Annotated in this window: 17 protein-coding genes; 12 read left to right on the forward strand and 5 right to left on the reverse strand. The window is 58.9% G+C overall.

Going from position 1 to position 15,627, the window contains the following annotated elements:
* Nucleotides 1–394 precede the first annotated feature (394 nt).
* Nucleotides 395–601, forward strand: coding sequence for a rhodanese-like domain-containing protein (locus GA0061103_RS35425; RefSeq protein WP_245304819.1), 207 nt, complete (start codon nucleotides 395–397; stop codon nucleotides 599–601).
* 80 nt (nucleotides 602–681) lie between these two features.
* Here GA0061103_RS35425 and GA0061103_RS20175 read toward each other — a convergent pair whose 3' ends face one another.
* The 4 genes from GA0061103_RS20175 to GA0061103_RS20190 form a co-directional block, all read right to left on the reverse strand.
* Entirely contained in the window at nucleotides 682–1,473 is a 792-nt protein-coding gene (locus GA0061103_RS20175; RefSeq protein ID WP_092714202.1) for an amino acid ABC transporter ATP-binding protein, read from the reverse strand.
* A complete protein-coding gene (locus GA0061103_RS20180) occupies nucleotides 1,470–2,138 on the reverse strand; it encodes an amino acid ABC transporter permease (protein ID WP_092714204.1) in 669 nt (222 codons plus the stop codon). The genes GA0061103_RS20175 and GA0061103_RS20180 overlap by 4 nt, the downstream gene beginning before the upstream one ends.
* Nucleotides 2,135–2,776: an amino acid ABC transporter permease gene (locus GA0061103_RS20185; RefSeq protein WP_092714206.1), complete on the reverse strand. Its 642-nt coding sequence runs from the start codon at nucleotides 2,774–2,776 to the stop codon at nucleotides 2,135–2,137. Before GA0061103_RS20185 ends, GA0061103_RS20180 begins: the two co-directional genes overlap by 4 nt.
* Nucleotides 2,777–2,873: 97 nt before the next feature.
* Nucleotides 2,874–3,701, reverse strand: a complete 828-nt coding sequence (locus tag GA0061103_RS20190; protein WP_092714208.1) for a transporter substrate-binding domain-containing protein — start codon at nucleotides 3,699–3,701, stop codon at nucleotides 2,874–2,876.
* A 230-nt stretch (nucleotides 3,702–3,931) separates the two neighbouring features.
* Here GA0061103_RS20190 and GA0061103_RS20195 point away from each other — a divergent pair, with 230 nt between their 5' ends.
* From GA0061103_RS20195 to GA0061103_RS20210, 4 genes are all read left to right on the forward strand, one after another.
* Nucleotides 3,932–4,675: a histidine utilization transcriptional repressor HutC gene (locus GA0061103_RS20195; RefSeq protein WP_092714210.1), complete on the forward strand. Its 744-nt coding sequence runs from the start codon at nucleotides 3,932–3,934 to the stop codon at nucleotides 4,673–4,675.
* Nucleotides 4,672–5,613 (forward strand): LysR family transcriptional regulator, encoded by a 942-nt coding sequence (locus GA0061103_RS20200; RefSeq protein ID WP_092714212.1) that lies wholly within the window; start codon nucleotides 4,672–4,674, stop codon nucleotides 5,611–5,613. The genes GA0061103_RS20195 and GA0061103_RS20200 overlap by 4 nt, the downstream gene beginning before the upstream one ends.
* 111 nt (nucleotides 5,614–5,724) lie before the next feature.
* On the forward strand, nucleotides 5,725–7,065 hold the full coding sequence (locus GA0061103_RS20205; RefSeq protein WP_092714214.1) for an LLM class flavin-dependent oxidoreductase: 1,341 nt from the start codon (nucleotides 5,725–5,727) through the stop codon (nucleotides 7,063–7,065).
* A gap of 11 nt (nucleotides 7,066–7,076) precedes the next feature.
* Nucleotides 7,077–7,616, forward strand: a complete 540-nt coding sequence (locus GA0061103_RS20210) for a flavin reductase family protein (protein WP_092714216.1) — start codon at nucleotides 7,077–7,079, stop codon at nucleotides 7,614–7,616.
* On the opposite strand, the gene GA0061103_RS20215 is transcribed toward GA0061103_RS20210, so the two are convergent.
* Nucleotides 7,593–8,756 carry an aminotransferase gene (locus tag GA0061103_RS20215; RefSeq protein WP_092714218.1) on the reverse strand — a complete coding sequence of 388 codons (1,164 nt, stop codon included), beginning with the start codon at nucleotides 8,754–8,756 and terminating at the stop codon, nucleotides 7,593–7,595. The genes GA0061103_RS20210 and GA0061103_RS20215 overlap by 24 nt on opposite strands.
* Nucleotides 8,757–8,852: 96 nt before the next feature.
* Between GA0061103_RS20215 and speB the strand changes: the two genes are divergently transcribed.
* The 7 genes from speB (at nucleotide 8,853) to GA0061103_RS20250 (ending at nucleotide 15,622) form a co-directional block, all read left to right on the forward strand.
* Complete coding sequence (speB, locus tag GA0061103_RS20220; protein WP_092714220.1) at nucleotides 8,853–9,908, forward strand: agmatinase; 1,056 nt, start codon at nucleotides 8,853–8,855, stop codon at nucleotides 9,906–9,908.
* A gap of 248 nt (nucleotides 9,909–10,156) precedes the next feature.
* A complete protein-coding gene (locus tag GA0061103_RS20225; RefSeq protein ID WP_092714438.1) occupies nucleotides 10,157–10,771 on the forward strand; it encodes a cupin domain-containing protein in 615 nt (204 codons plus the stop codon).
* 121 nt (nucleotides 10,772–10,892) lie between these two features.
* Complete coding sequence (locus GA0061103_RS20230) at nucleotides 10,893–11,834, forward strand: ABC transporter substrate-binding protein (RefSeq protein ID WP_092714222.1); 942 nt, start codon at nucleotides 10,893–10,895, stop codon at nucleotides 11,832–11,834.
* Nucleotides 11,835–11,923: 89 nt separating this feature from the next.
* A complete protein-coding gene (locus GA0061103_RS20235; RefSeq protein WP_092714440.1) occupies nucleotides 11,924–12,721 on the forward strand; it encodes an ATP-binding cassette domain-containing protein in 798 nt (265 codons plus the stop codon).
* A 2-nt stretch (nucleotides 12,722–12,723) separates the two neighbouring features.
* On the forward strand, nucleotides 12,724–13,731 hold the full coding sequence (locus tag GA0061103_RS20240; protein ID WP_245304832.1) for an ABC transporter permease: 1,008 nt from the start codon (nucleotides 12,724–12,726) through the stop codon (nucleotides 13,729–13,731).
* 5 nt (nucleotides 13,732–13,736) lie between these two features.
* On the forward strand, nucleotides 13,737–14,825 hold the full coding sequence (locus tag GA0061103_RS20245) for a phosphotriesterase family protein (RefSeq protein ID WP_092714442.1): 1,089 nt from the start codon (nucleotides 13,737–13,739) through the stop codon (nucleotides 14,823–14,825).
* A 26-nt stretch (nucleotides 14,826–14,851) separates the two neighbouring features.
* Complete coding sequence (locus GA0061103_RS20250; protein ID WP_092714225.1) at nucleotides 14,852–15,622, forward strand: glutamine amidotransferase; 771 nt, start codon at nucleotides 14,852–14,854, stop codon at nucleotides 15,620–15,622.
* The last annotated feature ends 5 nt before the right edge of the window (nucleotides 15,623–15,627 follow it).

A 15,627-nucleotide genomic window follows, 5' to 3' on the forward strand; every position in this document is an offset into this window, starting at 1 on the left:
TGACAGGCGATAAGTTGCGGATGCATTTCTGGCGATTGCAGCAGTCCGCTTTAGATGCGGGTGCAAAGCCTGAATTGGATTGAACGAATACAGGTCCGCTCTACATCAATGCCTGCGCGACCCCCTTCATGCCAAACGGGGCCGGCACCGGGGATAGCGAGTATCCATCGCTTTTCGAGAACACCACCGTCGATACAGGCGTTCAGAATAACCTGGCAATGTCGCCGCCGTATCCAGTCAAGCCCGCTGGTACAATATCCATGCACTTGACATCCATGTACTTGACGGCGGCATTCCGGCATGGACGGCAAATAGCAATGGCGCGCCTCTTCCGACCTTCGACACGCCCGGTGTTGATTTCCCGATCTGGGTGCGGAAGGAGAAGAACACACCGGTGATCTCAGCTAAGGATCTGAAGGCGCTGCATGATGGGGGGGAAGACGTCATCGTCATCGATACGCGCACTGTTCCGGAATTCGTGCGCGACCATGTGCCGGGCGCCGTCAGCGTGCCGGGCGCAGAATTGGCGCTGCGCTTCCAGCGGTCGCTCACATGCACCATTCACCAGGCCGGTTTTGATTTCGGCCTTGCCAACGCCTAGTAATCTGCGGCGAGCCGCCGCCCCAAGCACGCCCACCGGAGCAATAGCCCGGCCTCGCTCAGGCCGCCCTTGATGCGATGTCAGAGCAACATCGACGCACCGCGATCGAGATAGGTATCGAGGAATTGCTCAAGACGAGGGTTTCTCGGCTTCTTGAAAACCTCCTGAGGCGGTCCGCTAAACAGTACCTTGCCGTGATCGAGAAAGATGATCTGCTGACCGACGGTCGCAGCAAAACCGATTTCATGAGAGACAACGACCATGGTCATACCCTCGGCTGCCAGATCGCGCATGACGTTCAGGACTTCGCCCGTTAGCTCCGGATCAAGGGATGAAGTCGGCTCATCGAACAGCATGATCTTCGGCTTTAATGCCAGGGCGCGGGCGATCGCGACGCGTTGCTGCTGTCCGCCGGAAAGCTGCGAGGGATAATGCCCTGCTCTTGCTTCGAGCCCCACCTTGACGAGCTGCACCATGGCCGCATCTTCGGCCTGCTTCCGGCTCATCTTGTGAACCGTCTTCAACGCCTCGCTGACATTACCGAGCGCAGTCATATGCGGCCAAAGATTGAACTGCTGAAACACCATGCCGATCTGAGCGCGGATCGCGCGATTGGTCGCCGCCGAAATGCGTTCACGACGTCCCTGGGAATCCTCGGCAAAGCCAAGGACCTCGCCGTTGATGGAGATCGTTCCGCGCGTTGCCTCCTCAAGAAAGGCCATGCATCGCAAAAGCGTACTCTTGCCGGAGCCGGATGGACCGATGAGACACGAGACCTGTCCCGGCTCGATGACAAGATCGATGCCGTGAAGAACCGTGGTTTCTCCGAACGTCTTGACGAGATTGCTGACTGCTATAGCGGGGACGCTCATGCGTTGAAAAACCTGAATCTGGAAAGTTTCGTTTCGGCAAGATTGCCAAGCCAGCCGGTGACTTCGACGAGCACCCAATAGAAGAGCGCCAGCGCGGACAGCGCTTCGACGAAGGCATATTGCTGCGATCCGATCGCGCTTAGCGTCGCCGTCAGCTCCGGCACGGTGATGATCGACAGCACCGCCGTCTCCTTCATCAGGATGACGACCATGTTCACGGAGGGCGGCAGCACCAGCATCGTCATCTCGGGCAAGAGAATGCGCCGGATGATCTGCCCCCGCGTCAGGCCGACGCACTCGCCAGCCTCGATATGGCCCTTTGGCACGGCCCGAAATCCGGAACGGAAGATTTCGCTGAAATAGGCCGCGCCATAGATCGAAATGCCGATCAGACCGGCAGGCAGGGGATCGAGCTCGAGGCCGACGAAGGGGCCGCCATAGTAGACGAGGAAGATCTGGATGAGAAACGGCGTTCCGCGCAGCACGGCTACGATGGCACCCAGTATCTTGTCGACCAACATGCCGCCATATTGCCGGGCGATCGCCATCAGGAAGCCTATGACGGCCGCAGCGATAGTGCCGAGGATCCAGATCATGATCGTCACGCCGGCGCCACTGAGGATGGCAGGCCATTGCCCGATGAGCACATTGATGTCGAAGGTCATCGCGGCACCCCGGGCAATCTGCTTTCGATCAGGCCGCCGGCAAGCGCCACCACCCAGTTGATGACGAGATAGATGAGGCCGGCGGATGCGAAGAGCTGCAGCGGCAGAAAGGTACTGCCGGCAAGATCCTGCGCCATGCGGGTCAGTTCGACGATGCCGACGACCGAGACCAGTGACGACGCCTTCAGAATGAGGATTGCCTCGTTGACGAGAGCAGGAAATGTCAGGCGCAGGGCGATTGGAACCTTGATGCGGCGAAAGATCTGGCGCGGCGTCAGCCCGACCATCTCTGCCGACTCCACCAGACCGAGCGGCACGCTGGCAAAGCCGCCGCGCAGGTTCTCCGCCTGATATGCGGCCGTGCAGAGCGACAAGCCGATGATCGCGGCAACGATGCTCGGCACGTTGATGCCGACGGCTGGAAGCAGATTGTAAATCAGCAGCAATTGCACCAGCAGCGGCACGCCCCGAAAGAAACTGATGAAAATCTGGGCAGGTCGCACGAAAAGGCTACGCCTCGTCAGCAGCATTCCTGAAATGAGGATCGCAATCGCAAAACCGATAAGGATCGACACGAGGCTGATCGTCACCGTGTAGATGGATGCCTGCAGAAGCAACCCGAAGAGCTCGATGGACATTGTTGAGTTTTCGCCCGCTTGGTGACCAGAAAGCCGCGATCTCGTTTACCGGCCATGCCCGACAAAAGCGCGGGCACGGCCGATCTCCGAGGACTGATCAGAACGCAGGGTCCTTGACGGCGTCAGGCGTATCGAAGCTCGCGCCGAACCACTTCTTCTGCAGCGTCGCCATGCGGCCGTCCGCCTTGATCTTCAACATGGCGGCATCGATGGCGTCCATCAATGGCGCATGATCGGCATCCTTCAGGCCGATAAAGCCGAAATAGGATTTCTTGCCGAAGGGCGGCAGCACGACTTCGAACGTGCCTTCACGCTGCTTGGCGACAAAAGCAATATTCGGCAGCGAGTTGGCGACGCCGGCGATACGGCCGGCTGCCAGATCCGCATAGGATTCCGTAAAGGCCGGATATTCGCGGATCTCGGCCTTGGTCGGCAGAGTGTCGGAAAACTCCTTGAGCTGATCAAGCTGGGCGGTCGCCTTGCCGACGCCGATCTTCTTGCCGGCAATGTCTTCCGGCTTGTTGATCGTCTTGTCACCGGCCTTCTTCAGGATCGCGATGGTTGCTTCGGCCAAGGGCGGCGTGAAGCGATAGCGCTCCATGCGCTTCTTGGTGATGGTCGCCGGCCCGGCAACGACGTCGAACTTGCCGGCTTCGAGCGCCGGGAAGACGCCATCCCACGGCAAGGTGACCCATTCGATCTTCACGCCAAGTTCCTTGCCGATCTCATCGAAGAGGTCGACGTTCAAGCCGACATGCTTTCCAGCATCGATGAAATCGAACGGAGCAAAGGCCGTCTCGGTGCCGACCTTCAGGGTGCCGGCAGCCTTGACGGCGGCAAGCGTATCAGCCGCATGGGCCGAAATCGTTGCACCAAACAAAAGCGCTGCGCCAACCAGCCCCTTCAGAAGCGAATTCTTCCTCATGTTTTCTCTCCAGTTTTTTGCCCTTCCGTTGGAAGGTCCAGGTTCCCCAAGCGTCGTCCCGTCTAGGCGGATTTCTATGATCCGCTTTTGTCTATACAAATAGATACAGACTGGCCTACACTGTCAAATACAAAACTCAAAAGACGCAAGATTTGTGCCGCATGATGTCTAGATATCCGACAGAAGCGGCCTTCACAGATACAGAATTCATCGCTGGAGCAAGGTGAGCGTTGATCCCAATTCATCAGAGAATTCTCAAGGACATCGAAAGCAGGATCATGAGCGGCATCTGGCCGCCCGGTCACCGAATACCCGTCGAACACGAGTTGCTGAAAGAATATCAATGTTCTCGTATGACCGTGAATAAGGCGCTTTCGACCCTGGCTGAACGTGGCATGATCATACGTCGCCGCAAGCTTGGTTCCTTCGTCGCCTCGCGGCAGATCGACCGGACGGTGATGGACATCCAGGACATTTCCACGGAAGCGGAGTTGGCAGGACATGAACACAGTCACAAGATCCTGATGCGGAAAATCGAGATGCTGGACTCTACCACCGCGACGCGGCTCGGCGAAGCCGAGGGAGCGGAAATCTTGCGACTTCACTGCCTGCATGCGGTTGACGGCAAGGCCAATGCGCTGGAGCGACGCATCATCATGCTTGACCTGGTACCATCAGCAAGAGCCGAGAGCTTCGCTTCGGTCCCGCCCGGCAAATGGTTGCTGGACATGGTCCCCTGGTCGAAGGCCCGGCATGTCATTCGAGCCGTATCAGCCGACGCCAACACGGCGCGCCTGCTCGAAACCGAGCGTGGCGAAGCCTGCCTGACGCTTATCCGCCAGACATGGCAGAGCAGTCGCACGGTCACCTATGTCGAATTCGTGCATCCCGGCGACCGTTTCCAGTTTGCCGGCGACTTTCATCCCAATGAAAGAGGCGCCATCGATCAACCGCCGCAAGGAAGCGCCTCTTGAGCGACAAACGGATCAGCAGGGCAGTTCCGCTCAAGGGCTTGCAGGCCTTCGAAGCCGTCGGCCGTTGTGGCAGCGTGAGCGCCGCGGCGTTGGAACTGAAGGTTTCGCCCGGAGCGATCAGTCAGCAGATCCGCAAGATCGAAAGCTTTCTCGGCGTCACCTTGCTCGAGCGCAATGGCCGCACGGTGGAACTCACCCAATGGGGACGGCTCTATCATCAGGAAGTATCGAAAGGATTCGAACAGTTCGCAGCTGCAGAGCAGATCCTGGAACGGGCACGTAACGAGAATGCCCTTGTCCTCAGCGCCCTGTCTTCCGTCGTCAACAAATGGATCGGCCGCCGGATCTTCGACTGGCAGGCCCTTCATCCAAACGCGCATGTTAGGATCGTCGGCCGCGACAAGGAACCGCGCATGGGCTTCGACGACATCGATTTCCGCATCAGCTACGGATCGGACGTGCTGCAGCATGAACACTATACGGAGCTGTTTCGCGACTGGGTGGTTCCCGCCTGCTCGCCGGCATTGGTCAAGGGCAAGACGCCCTCTGCCGCACAGCTTCTCGAATATCCGCTCCTGCATGTCGAATGGGAGCGGCATTTCACGCCCTATCCGAGTTGGCTTGAATTCGCCGCGAAAACGGGGACCACTCTCGCGGAGACCGCCGCCGGCCTCTCCTTCACGCTGTCCAGCAGCGCCATTGACGCGGCCGTTAACAAACGCGGCGTCGTTCTCGCACAAATGTCGATGATCGCGGATGAGCTTGAGGCGCAGACGCTGGTCATTCCCGTCGACATACGCATCGCCTTGCGCGAAAGTTACTTTCTCGCCTGGGACAGGGCGGCTTTGGAAAAGCCGCATGGACGCCAATTCCGCGATTGGCTGCTCGCCGTCTCCCGCCAGCAGGCCATTCTGTCGGCACCCAGATCAACTGTTTAGAAAAACTAAAACGGAACTCAGCTGCACGATATTGATGAATTTTTGCGCCTGGCGATAATTTGCGCATTCGCCTTCAAAGGGACGGCGTGACCGACATAAAGGGAGAGTTCGATGGCCCGGACCGACAAGATGAAACTCGGAACTTTCGTCTATACGTTCGGCTTTCATCCGGCCTCCTGGCTGCATCCGGCAAGCAATGTCAACGGCGCCAACGACTTCGCGCATCTCCTCGATGTCGCCAAAAGATCCGAGGCGGCGAAATTCGATTTCATGTTCATGGCCGATTCTCCGGCAGCGGCCGTCGGCGATCCGAATGCACTTGCCCGCATTCCCACAAAGATGAACCGCTTCGAACCCCTCTCGCTGCTCTCGGCACTGGCGGTTACAACCAACGATCTCGGTCTCGTGGCGACGGTCTCAACGAGCTACTACGAGCCATACAATGTCGCCCGCCTGTTTTCCTCGATCGACCATCTGAGCAAGGGCCGCGTCTGCTGGAACGTCGTCACCTCCGACCATGACGAAACCGGCTATAATTTCAATCGCGAGGGGCTCGATCCGCACGCGCTGCGTTATGAGCGGGGCAACGAGTTCGTCGACGTCGTATTCGGCCTTTGGGACAGCTTCGAGGAAGGCGCGCTCCTTCTCGATCGCGAAAACGGCGTCTACTATGACAAGGATAAGCACCACACGCTCAACCACAAGGGCAAGCACTTTAAGGTTCGCGGCCCCCTTAATATCGCGCGAACGCCGCAAGGCCGTCCTGTCATCGCCCAGGCAGGCGGCTCCGAACCCGGAATGGACATGGCGGCACGCACCGCCGAGATCGTCTTCAGCCTCGCATCGAACATCGAGCGGAACCGGTCCTTTTACGACAATGTCAAAGGCCGGATGGCGGCCTATGGCCGCGATAGAGACGATCTGAAAATCATGCCGGGCATCGTCGTCAACGTCGGCGAAACCGAGGCCGAGGCAAGGGCAAAAGTCGACTATCTGATCGACAAGATGCACCCGGATGTCGGACGGTTGATGCTCTCCGAATTCCTGGAAGCGGACCTGCGCGGCGTGGCTCTCGATGAACCCTTCCCGATGGACCGGCTGCCGGCGGCACCAAAGGGATCGCGCGCCTTGTTCGACGAACTGGTCGATTTCGTCAAGAGCGGCCATACCGTCGGCGAGCTGATCCGGCACTATGCAGAAAAGCACACCGGAAACGGCATAACAGGCACGCCGGCCCAGATCGCCGACTATATGGAGGAGTGGTTCGAGACACGTGCCGCCGACGGCTTTATCCTGATGTTTCCGACCTTGCCGTCCAGCCTCGACGACTTCGTGCGGCTCGTCGTGCCGGAGCTTCGCCGCCGCGGCCTGTTCCGCAAGGACTATGAAGGCAGGACGCTGCGCGAAAACCTCGGCATTTCAATGCCGGCAAACCGCTTTGCCAAGGCGTGAGGGCCAGTCCGATGGGAGACGAGGCTCTGATCAGCGACACGGAATTCCGGCTATCGATGCGTCATCTGGCCGGCGCGATCAGCGTTATAACGGTTGGTGACGGGCAGGATCGTACCGGTTTCACCGCAACGTCGGTTTCCTCGTTTTCGGCGGAGCGGCCTTCCGTGATCGTCAGCGTCAACAGGGCCTCCTCCTCCTGGCCGGCGATGCAGCGCTATGGCTGCTTCTGCGTCAACGTGCTTGCTGCCGACCAGCTGCATGTGGCGCAATCCTTCGCCGGTATTGGCGGACGCAAGGGCGCTGACCGGTACGATGGTGCGCGATGGTACCGCCTCAAGACAGGCGCAGCTGCCCTTGAAAAGGCCCTGACGGTCCTGGACTGCAAGCTCGAAACCGCTTTCCAGCATCACTCCCATGCCATTCTGATCGGGCACATCTGTGCGACGGAAATCCGGCAGGACATCGGGCCGCTTCTCTATTGGCGGGGCGGCTATCATGACCTTCCGGCCGCTGTCGATGAATGCCGCCTAGCGGAGCCGATCCGGCAATAACCCGATCGAGGCGACATCTGCATTGGCAAAGGCAAGCCTGAGGTAGCGCTCCTGCCCCTCCCCGAAATAGGCGCCTGGTATGCAGACGACACCGCGCTCGCGGGCTAAGTCTTCGGCAACCTCGGACGACGACCGATCCGCCAGAGGATGGCGAACGAAGGCGAAATAGGCGCCGATCGCTGCAATCTCCCAACCTGCCAGCCCGGAAAAAGCCAGTCTCAAAGCCTCGGCACGGCGGGCGATCTCCAGCCGGTTGCCCGCCCGCCAATCGGCGAGGACCGGCAGAGCCGAGGCAACGGCGACCTGAGCCGAACGCGGGGCGCAGATCTGCATATTGTCCATCACCTTGGCGAGCTCTGCGATGAGCTTTGGACCTGCTGTGACGGCACCCAGCCGATGGCCGGGAATGCAGAAGGATTTCGAGAAGCTATAGAGAAGAACGAGCGTATCCTCCCAGCCCGGCTCCGACAGCAGGGCGTGCGGCCGGCCATAATCTTCGGCGAGGAAATCACGATAGGTTTCGTCAACGACCAACCAGGCGCCGTATTTTCGGCACAGCGTGAAAAGCGCGTGAAGCAGGCCAGGCGGATAGACGGCACCGGTCGGATTGTTGGGCGTAACAACGGCAAGCATCTTCGCGCCGGCCGCAAGTGCGGCCTCGGCTGAAGCGAGATCGGGGAGAAAGCCGGCGGTGGGATCGCAATCGACGAGTCGCCGCCCGATCCCCAGCATCGACAGCGTCGTGTCGTGATTGAAATAAAAGGGATTGGTGAGCGCTACGGTATCGCCCGCGCCAGCAAGCGCGATCGCTGCACACATGAATGCCTGATTGCAGCCGGCGGTGATGTGGATATTGGCGGCAGATATGTCGGCACCATAAAGTTCTGCAACATGGGCCGCATAGGCCTTTCGCAACGCAGGCTCGCCCTCGATCGGCCCATATCCGGTCATCGCCTGTTGTCCAGCCGTCTCGCCAAGAAGCCGCAGCATCTCCGGATGCGCGGGGTAGCCGGGCACGGCCTGCGACAAATCGATGAGCGGCCCCTTCTGCCCTTTGTATTCGCGACCCCAGGCAACGACGGACGGGATGGGCGGAGGGGAGAGGCGGGAAACGAGCGAATTGGATTTTGCAGCGATCATATCGATTTCTCTTTGATACCGATTGCTACAACGATACCAATTGTTTTCTCAACCTCTTTATTGAGTGAGACAGACCTCAAGCGGAGACGCATGCACATGGTGTGGGACAAGATGCGGCTCGAACAGCTGCGCGCGGAATTTTCAGACGCCAATGGCGGCGAGATATTCGACGAGAAGTTTCGCAAGGTCGCGGAGAAAATCATCTCCAAGAGTGGTACGAGGCTGGCGCCCTACGCCGGTGTCCCGACATTCCTCAGCGCACCCTACATGCAGGTTGCAGCCGACGAGCCGGACTTCGGCAATCTCCAGGTGGCGATAACGGGGATACCGATGGATCTCGGCGTCACCAATCGCCCCGGCTCCCGCTTCGGACCGCGCGCCCTTCGCGCCATCGAGAGGATCGGCCCTTACAATCACGTTCTGGGAACGGCGCCGGTTTTCGATCTCAGGGTCGCCGACATTGGCGACGTGCCGTTCCAGAGCCGCTATCGGCTGGAGCTCAGTCACGACGATATCGAGAAACGCATCGGCCAGATCGTCGATGCCGGCGTCGCGCCGCTCTCGGTCGGGGGTGACCACTCCATTACCCATCCCATCTTGAAGGCTGTCGGCCGGAACCAGCCGGTCGGTCTCATTCACATCGATGCTCACTGCGACACCAGCGGCGCCTTCGATCAGACGAAGTTTCATCACGGGGGGCCGTTCCGCAATGCCGTGCTGGACGGCGTGCTCGATCCGACAAGGACAATCCAGATCGGCATCCGCGGGTCGGCGGAATACTTATGGGAGTTCTCCTATAAATCAGGCATGACCGTGATCCACGCCGAGGACCTCAGCGGAACAGGGATGGAAGCCGTCATCGCCAAGGCTAAATCCATCGTCGGCGACGGCCCGACCTACCTCTCCTTCGACATCGACAGCCTCGATCCCAGCTTCGCGCCTGGTACGGGTACACCGGAGGTCGGCGGATTGACGACGCGAGAAGTTCTAGAGCTGATCCGCGGGCTGAAAGGCATAAACCTCGTGGGCGGCGACGTCGTCGAGGTTGCGCCGCAATATGACGCAACGACCAACACAGCACATGCCGGAGCACAGGTACTCTTCGAGATCCTGAGCCTGATGGTGTTCAGCCCATCGATCGGCAGACGCTGAGTGTTGCGGGCCAATCAACGCGAAGTCTGCGAATAAGCTCCGGCAACATCGCCGTAGGTTGAAGCGAGGACCGAGCAACGGATCCAGGACGACAATCACCGTTCTCGATAAAACAAGCGCTGATGGAGAGGTCGTCCTGGCAAAGCACCAACTCGACGCGCATGTCACTGGTGTTCGTGATACCTAGACAGATGCAGAGGGCTGGCGTTAAGCTTTGGCTTTGTAACGGCGATACCAGAACCATGAACATGATTGGATCCCCCGGGAAATCGGGAGAAGACAACGAGGAAAAGATACTGACCAATCCGACGCGGCTTGGAGGCCGTCTGAGGCTCGCCAGGCAAACCCGGGGCTTGACTCTTAAGGCTCTCGCCCTGGCTGCGGATTGCTCTGAAAGCCTGTTGTCGAAAATTGAAAACGGCAAGGCTTCGCCCTCGCTGCCGATGCTGCATAGACTTGTCGGTGTTTTGGGTACGAATATTGGCTGGATGTTCGAGGAGGCCGACGGTGAAGAGGGTATTGTCTTCCGTTCCGGGACAAGGCCTCTGATTGGACTCGACCCATTGCGCAGAGGGGAAGGCATCTCTCTCGAACGGATAATCCCCTATTCGCAAGGTCATCTGCTTCAATGCAACATCCACCACATCGAGGCTGGCGGCCAAAGTGCCGGGCCGATCCAGCATGTCGGCGAGGAGGTTGGATACGTTCTTGCCGGCGAAATCGAACTTATGGTTGGTGAACGCACATTCCGGCTTTCCGTCGGCGACAGCTTCGTCTTCAACTCCGAACTGCCCCATTGGTATCGCAATGTGGGATCGGAGCGCGCAAGCATCTTCTGGGTCAATACGCCGGCGACCTTCTAGCGCCGCCACCGTCCTGAAAACGAACTTACGATCATCTTCAAAATCACCAATTCAAGTCACTTGACAATCATTCAAGTTACTTGAATACTCCCCTTGCAATCCAAAAACATGGGGAACGATCATGCATTTCAAGAAATACCTGTTCGGTTGCGCGATTGGCGCAACCGTCGCACTTGCCTGCAGTGCCGGCACCGCGATGGCGAATACGCTGGCTCTCGTGACGATCAACCAGCAGGCTCTCTTCTTCAACCAGATCAATGACGGCGCCAAGGAGGCGGCAAAAAAGGCCGGCGCCGATCTTGTCATATTCAACGCCAACAACGTACCCAGTGCGCAGAATGACGCCATCGAGAACTACATCACCCAGAAGGTCGACGGCATCATATTGGTCGCCATCGACGTAAACGGGGTGAAGCCGGCAATCACCGCCGCCAAGAAGGCCGGCATCCCGGTCATCGCCATCGACGCCCAGATTCCGAACGGCGACAACATCGCCTTCGTGGGTGTCGACAATACCAAGGCGGGCGAGGAGATCGGCAAGTTCTATTCCGATTACGTCAAGGACAAGATGGGCGGCAGCGCCAAGGTCGGCGTGGTCGGCGCACTCAATTCCTTCATCCAGAACCAGCGTCTTGACGGATTTAAGGCGGCGGTAAAGGCTGGCGGCCAGAAGGTCGACTTCCTCGATACCGTAGACGGTCAGAACGTGCAGGATGTCGCGCTCAGTGCGGCGGAAAATCTCATTACCGCCAATCCCGACATGACGACGCTCTATGCGACCGGCGAGCCGGCACTCCTCGGCGCCGTTGCGGCTGTCACCAGCCAGGGCAAAACTGGCAACGTCAAGGTCTTCGGCTGGGATCTGACCAAGCAGGCGATCGAAGGCATCGATCAGGGTTGGGTTACGGCCGTTATCCAGCAGGATCCGGCCGGCGAAGGCAAGGCGGCCGTCGAAGCCCTCGTCAAGGTGAAAAAAGGCGACAAGATCGATCCGATCATCAATGTGCCAGTGACCATCGTCACCAAGGAAAATGTCGACAAGTTCCGGGGCATGTTCAAGTAGCTCTCGCACCTCGTCACGTCATGGCCGATCGCTTCGGCCATGACGTTGTGGCATCATGGCTAAGGCCATTTCCGCAAGGCAGCATTGATATGACAAACGCTGATACCTACCGCGTCAGGATGACCGGCATTTCCAAACGCTATGGTACGATGCAGTCGCTGGACAATGTATCGTTGACCTTGAAGCCGGGCGAGGTCCTCGGCCTTGTCGGCGACAACGGCGCCGGCAAATCGACCCTGAGCAAAGTGCTTTCGGGCGCGGTCATCCCGGATTCGGGGACGATCGAGATCGACGGCAAACCAGTTTCCTTTGCCTCGCCCGCTGATGCACGCGCCGCGCATGTCGAGATGGTCTACCAAGATCTGTCCCTTTGCGACACGGTCGACGTGGCTGGAAATCTCTTTCTGGGGCGTGAACCGAAATGGAAGATTGCAGGCATTCCAATCCTCGACAAGAAGACCATGCATGAACGAGCGCGCCATATGCTGGAAGGGCTCGGCATCGTCATTCCGGACACGCATCTGAAGGTCGAGAATCTCTCAGGCGGCCAACGCCAGTCCATCGCGATCGGACGTGCGGCGTCATTCAATCCCTCGGTCCTCATCATGGACGAGCCGACGGCTGCCCTGGCGGTTGCTGAAGTCGAGGCGGTGCTGGAGCTCATCCGCACGGTCAGTGCCCGCGGCGTCAGCGTCATTCTGATCACGCATCGCCTGCAGGATCTCTTCCTCGTCTGCGATCGCATCCAGGTGATGTATGAAGGGCAGAACGTCGCCGAGCGCCTCATCGCCGAAACGAATATCGAAGAAGTCGTCAACCTGATCGTCGGTCGCAAGTTCTCCGCACGCTCGGCCGGCCAACATACAGAGCGAGGCGCTTCCGTATGACCATGACATCCTCTCACGCCCAAACCGCCCCCTCATCCCGTTTGCGCAAGGCACGCCTCTATGACAAGGCGATAGCCAATGGCGGCATTGTTTCGATCGCCCTGTTTTTCATCGCGGTCTGCTTTTTCTTCTCTCTCTTCACAAACGTCTTTCTGACCGCTCCCAATCTGTTGAACGTGGTCAGACAGTCCGCCCCCTTGTTGATCGTGGCGGCGGCGATGACTTTCGTCATCACTACAGGCGGTATCGATCTTTCGGTTGGATCCGTATTGGCCCTTGCCGCAACGCTTTCGGCTGCCTGCCTTCAGGCTGGAATCGCATGGCCGGTTGTCGTTGTTCTGATGATGCTTCTGGGCGCAGCAACCGGCCTGATTCAGGGATATTTCATCGCCTATGAGCGGATCCCCGCCTTCATCGTCACGCTGGCCGGGCTATCGGTCATCAGGGGCCTGGCATTGCTTATCACCGGTGGCTACTCGATTCCGGTCGATCCACAGAGCCCGTTTACCGCGATCGGCCAGGCCTGGTTCTTTGGCATCCCTGCCCCCGCGATGATCGCGATCGTCGCCCTTATCGCAGCCTATATCGCCTTCAACGAAACGCCCTTCGGGCGATACGTCACCGGCATCGGTGCCAATGCCGAAGCGGTCCGCCGCGCCGGCGTCAACACGCGGCGCGTCACCTTGTTCGTCTATGTGATATCGGGTGTTGCAGCTTCCGTCGCCGGCATCATTCTTGCCGCGCGCCTGGGTTCCGGCTCCTCAAATGCCGGGCAAGGCTTCGAGCTCGATGTCATTGCCGCGGTTGTACTGGGCGGTACGAGCCTGTTCGGCGGGCGCGGTTCGGTCGTCGGCACGGTACTCGGCGCCTTGACCGTTGCCGTTATCGCCAACGGCCTGATCCTTTCGCACATGTCACCCTTCTTCACGCCGATCGTAACCGGGGTCATCATCCTCGTGGCGATCTGGTTGAACTTCCGCCTTTTCAAAGGCGCAGTAAGGGGCCGCTGAGCATGATGGATCATCTCTTTGCCGAGGGGACCAGAACGCGTCATGCCATCGGCGTTCACACCGGATGCGCAATGACCGTGCTTGGCCCCATTCCGGTCGCCGATATGGGCGTGACGCTCATGCACGAGCACATCTTCCTTGACGGAGCGACCTCATGGAAGTGCCCTTGCCATCCCGACGAAAAGGCGACCGCCGAACAGCCGGTTGGAATAGAGATCATCGGCGAGTTGCGGATGAACCCCTATATGAACCGCGACAACGTCTCGCTGGACGATCAGGATCTGGCCCTCGCCGAGCTTTCCCGCTTCCAGAAGCTTGGTGGCCACACTGTGGTGGAAACCACCAACTTCGGCATAGGGCGCAATGCTGAACAGTTGCGACGCGTCGCCCGCATGTCTGGTCTGAAGATCGTCATGGGGACTGGCTTCTATCTGGAGCATACGCATCCGGAGTGGCTGAAGGGGATGGATCTGGACGAGGTCACCGCCTTCATCGTCAACGACGTCGGCGGTGGTGAAACCCAGCCAGACATCCTGGCAGGCATCATCGGTGAGGTCGGCGTCAGCAAGGACTTTACGGCCGAGGAGCAAAAATCCTTGAGGGCATCGGCGCGAGCCTCACGGTTGACTGGCCTGCCATTATCCATCCATTTGCCGGGATGGGAGCGCCTTGCCCATCGCGTCCTGGATGTAGTCGAGGAAGAAGGCGCGGACCTCCGTCACACTGTGCTCTGCCACATGAATCCCAGCCATAATGATCTTCATTATCAAAAGAGCCTCGCAGAACGTGGCGCTTTCCTGGAATACGACATGATCGGCATGGATTATTACTACGCCGATCAGGATGCCCAATCGCCATCGGACGAGGAGAACGCCAGGGCGATCAGGGCACTCGTAGACCTGGGCCTTGCCGATCGGCTGCTTTTGTCGCAGGACGTCTTTCTCAAGATCATGCTGACCCGCTATGGCGGCTTCGGCTATGGCTATATTCTCAAGCATTTCCTGCCGCGACTGAAACGTCATGGTGTCGATCAGCAGGCGATCGACCAAATGCTGATCACCAATCCCCAATCGGTATTTTCCGCCTCGGCCTGAAGGTCGGGTGCATTCAAGGAGCAGACATGAGCAAGAAAAAGGTTCTTCTGGCGGGTGAATCATGGGTTTCGACCGCCACCCATATCAAGGGTTTCGACCAGTTTCCGACGGTGACCTATCATACCGGTGCCGACGAATTGCTGAAAGCATTGAAGGACAGTGCCTTTGACGTCACCTTCATGCCGGCCCATGAGGCACAGCGCGATTTTCCGCTGACGGCCGAAGCGTTGGCGGAATATGACGCGATCGTTCTGTCCGATATCGGCGCAAACACGTTGCTATTGCACCCTGATACCTGGATTCATTCCAGGAGGACGCCGAACCGGCTGAAGCTGCTGCGCGATTACGTTGCAAATGGCGGCGCGCTGCTGATGTTCGGCGGCTATTACAGCTTCCAGGGCATCAATGGCGGCGCGCGCTATCATAAAACGCCGGTGGAGGACGTGCTGCCGGTAACCTGCCTTGCCATCGACGACCGCGTTGAAGTTCCCGAGGGATTTTCACCCGTCGTAACGGGCAACGACACCCACCCGGTTCTTAAGGGCCTCGGAAAGGATTGGCCCTACCTTCTCGGTTTCAACGAGGTGAAGGTGAAGCAGGGAGCTGAAGTGCTTGCGACGGTTTCAGGCGAATATGGTTCGCAGCCACTTTTGGTAACTGGCTCCTATGGTGCCGGCAAAACACTTGTCTGGACGTCGGATGTCGGCCCGCACTGGCTGCCGCCCGAGTTCATCGCCTGGAACGGCTACAAGACGCTCTTCGAGCAGATGCTGGCCTGGGCAACGCTCAAGGACTGACGCCC

Source organism: Martinezella multihospitum (assembly GCF_900094585.1).
Classification (GTDB): domain Bacteria; phylum Pseudomonadota; class Alphaproteobacteria; order Rhizobiales; family Rhizobiaceae; genus Rhizobium; species Rhizobium multihospitium.

Bases quoted from the DNA above. Each gene is read 5' to 3' on its own strand.
- GA0061103_RS20175 (WP_092714202.1), bottom strand. From the start codon at position 1,473: ATGAGCGTCCCCGCTATAGCAGTCAGCAATCTCGTCAAGACGTTCGGA.
- GA0061103_RS20180 (WP_092714204.1), bottom strand. From the start codon at position 2,138: ATGACCTTCGACATCAATGTGCTCATCGGGCAATGGCCTGCCATCCTC.
- GA0061103_RS20185 (WP_092714206.1), bottom strand. From the start codon at position 2,776: ATGTCCATCGAGCTCTTCGGGTTGCTTCTGCAGGCATCCATCTACACG.
- GA0061103_RS20190 (WP_092714208.1), bottom strand. From the start codon at position 3,701: ATGAGGAAGAATTCGCTTCTGAAGGGGCTGGTTGGCGCAGCGCTTTTG.
- GA0061103_RS20205 (WP_092714214.1), top strand. From the start codon at position 5,725: ATGGCCCGGACCGACAAGATGAAACTCGGAACTTTCGTCTATACGTTC.
- GA0061103_RS20210 (WP_092714216.1), top strand. From the start codon at position 7,077: ATGGGAGACGAGGCTCTGATCAGCGACACGGAATTCCGGCTATCGATG.
- GA0061103_RS20215 (WP_092714218.1), bottom strand. From the start codon at position 8,756: ATGATCGCTGCAAAATCCAATTCGCTCGTTTCCCGCCTCTCCCCTCCG.
- speB (WP_092714220.1), top strand. From the start codon at position 8,853: ATGGTGTGGGACAAGATGCGGCTCGAACAGCTGCGCGCGGAATTTTCA.
- GA0061103_RS20225 (WP_092714438.1), top strand. From the start codon at position 10,157: ATGATTGGATCCCCCGGGAAATCGGGAGAAGACAACGAGGAAAAGATA.
- GA0061103_RS20230 (WP_092714222.1), top strand. From the start codon at position 10,893: ATGCATTTCAAGAAATACCTGTTCGGTTGCGCGATTGGCGCAACCGTC.
- GA0061103_RS20235 (WP_092714440.1), top strand. From the start codon at position 11,924: ATGACAAACGCTGATACCTACCGCGTCAGGATGACCGGCATTTCCAAA.
- GA0061103_RS20240 (WP_245304832.1), top strand. From the start codon at position 12,724: ATGACATCCTCTCACGCCCAAACCGCCCCCTCATCCCGTTTGCGCAAG.
- GA0061103_RS20245 (WP_092714442.1), top strand. From the start codon at position 13,737: ATGGATCATCTCTTTGCCGAGGGGACCAGAACGCGTCATGCCATCGGC.
- GA0061103_RS20250 (WP_092714225.1), top strand. From the start codon at position 14,852: ATGAGCAAGAAAAAGGTTCTTCTGGCGGGTGAATCATGGGTTTCGACC.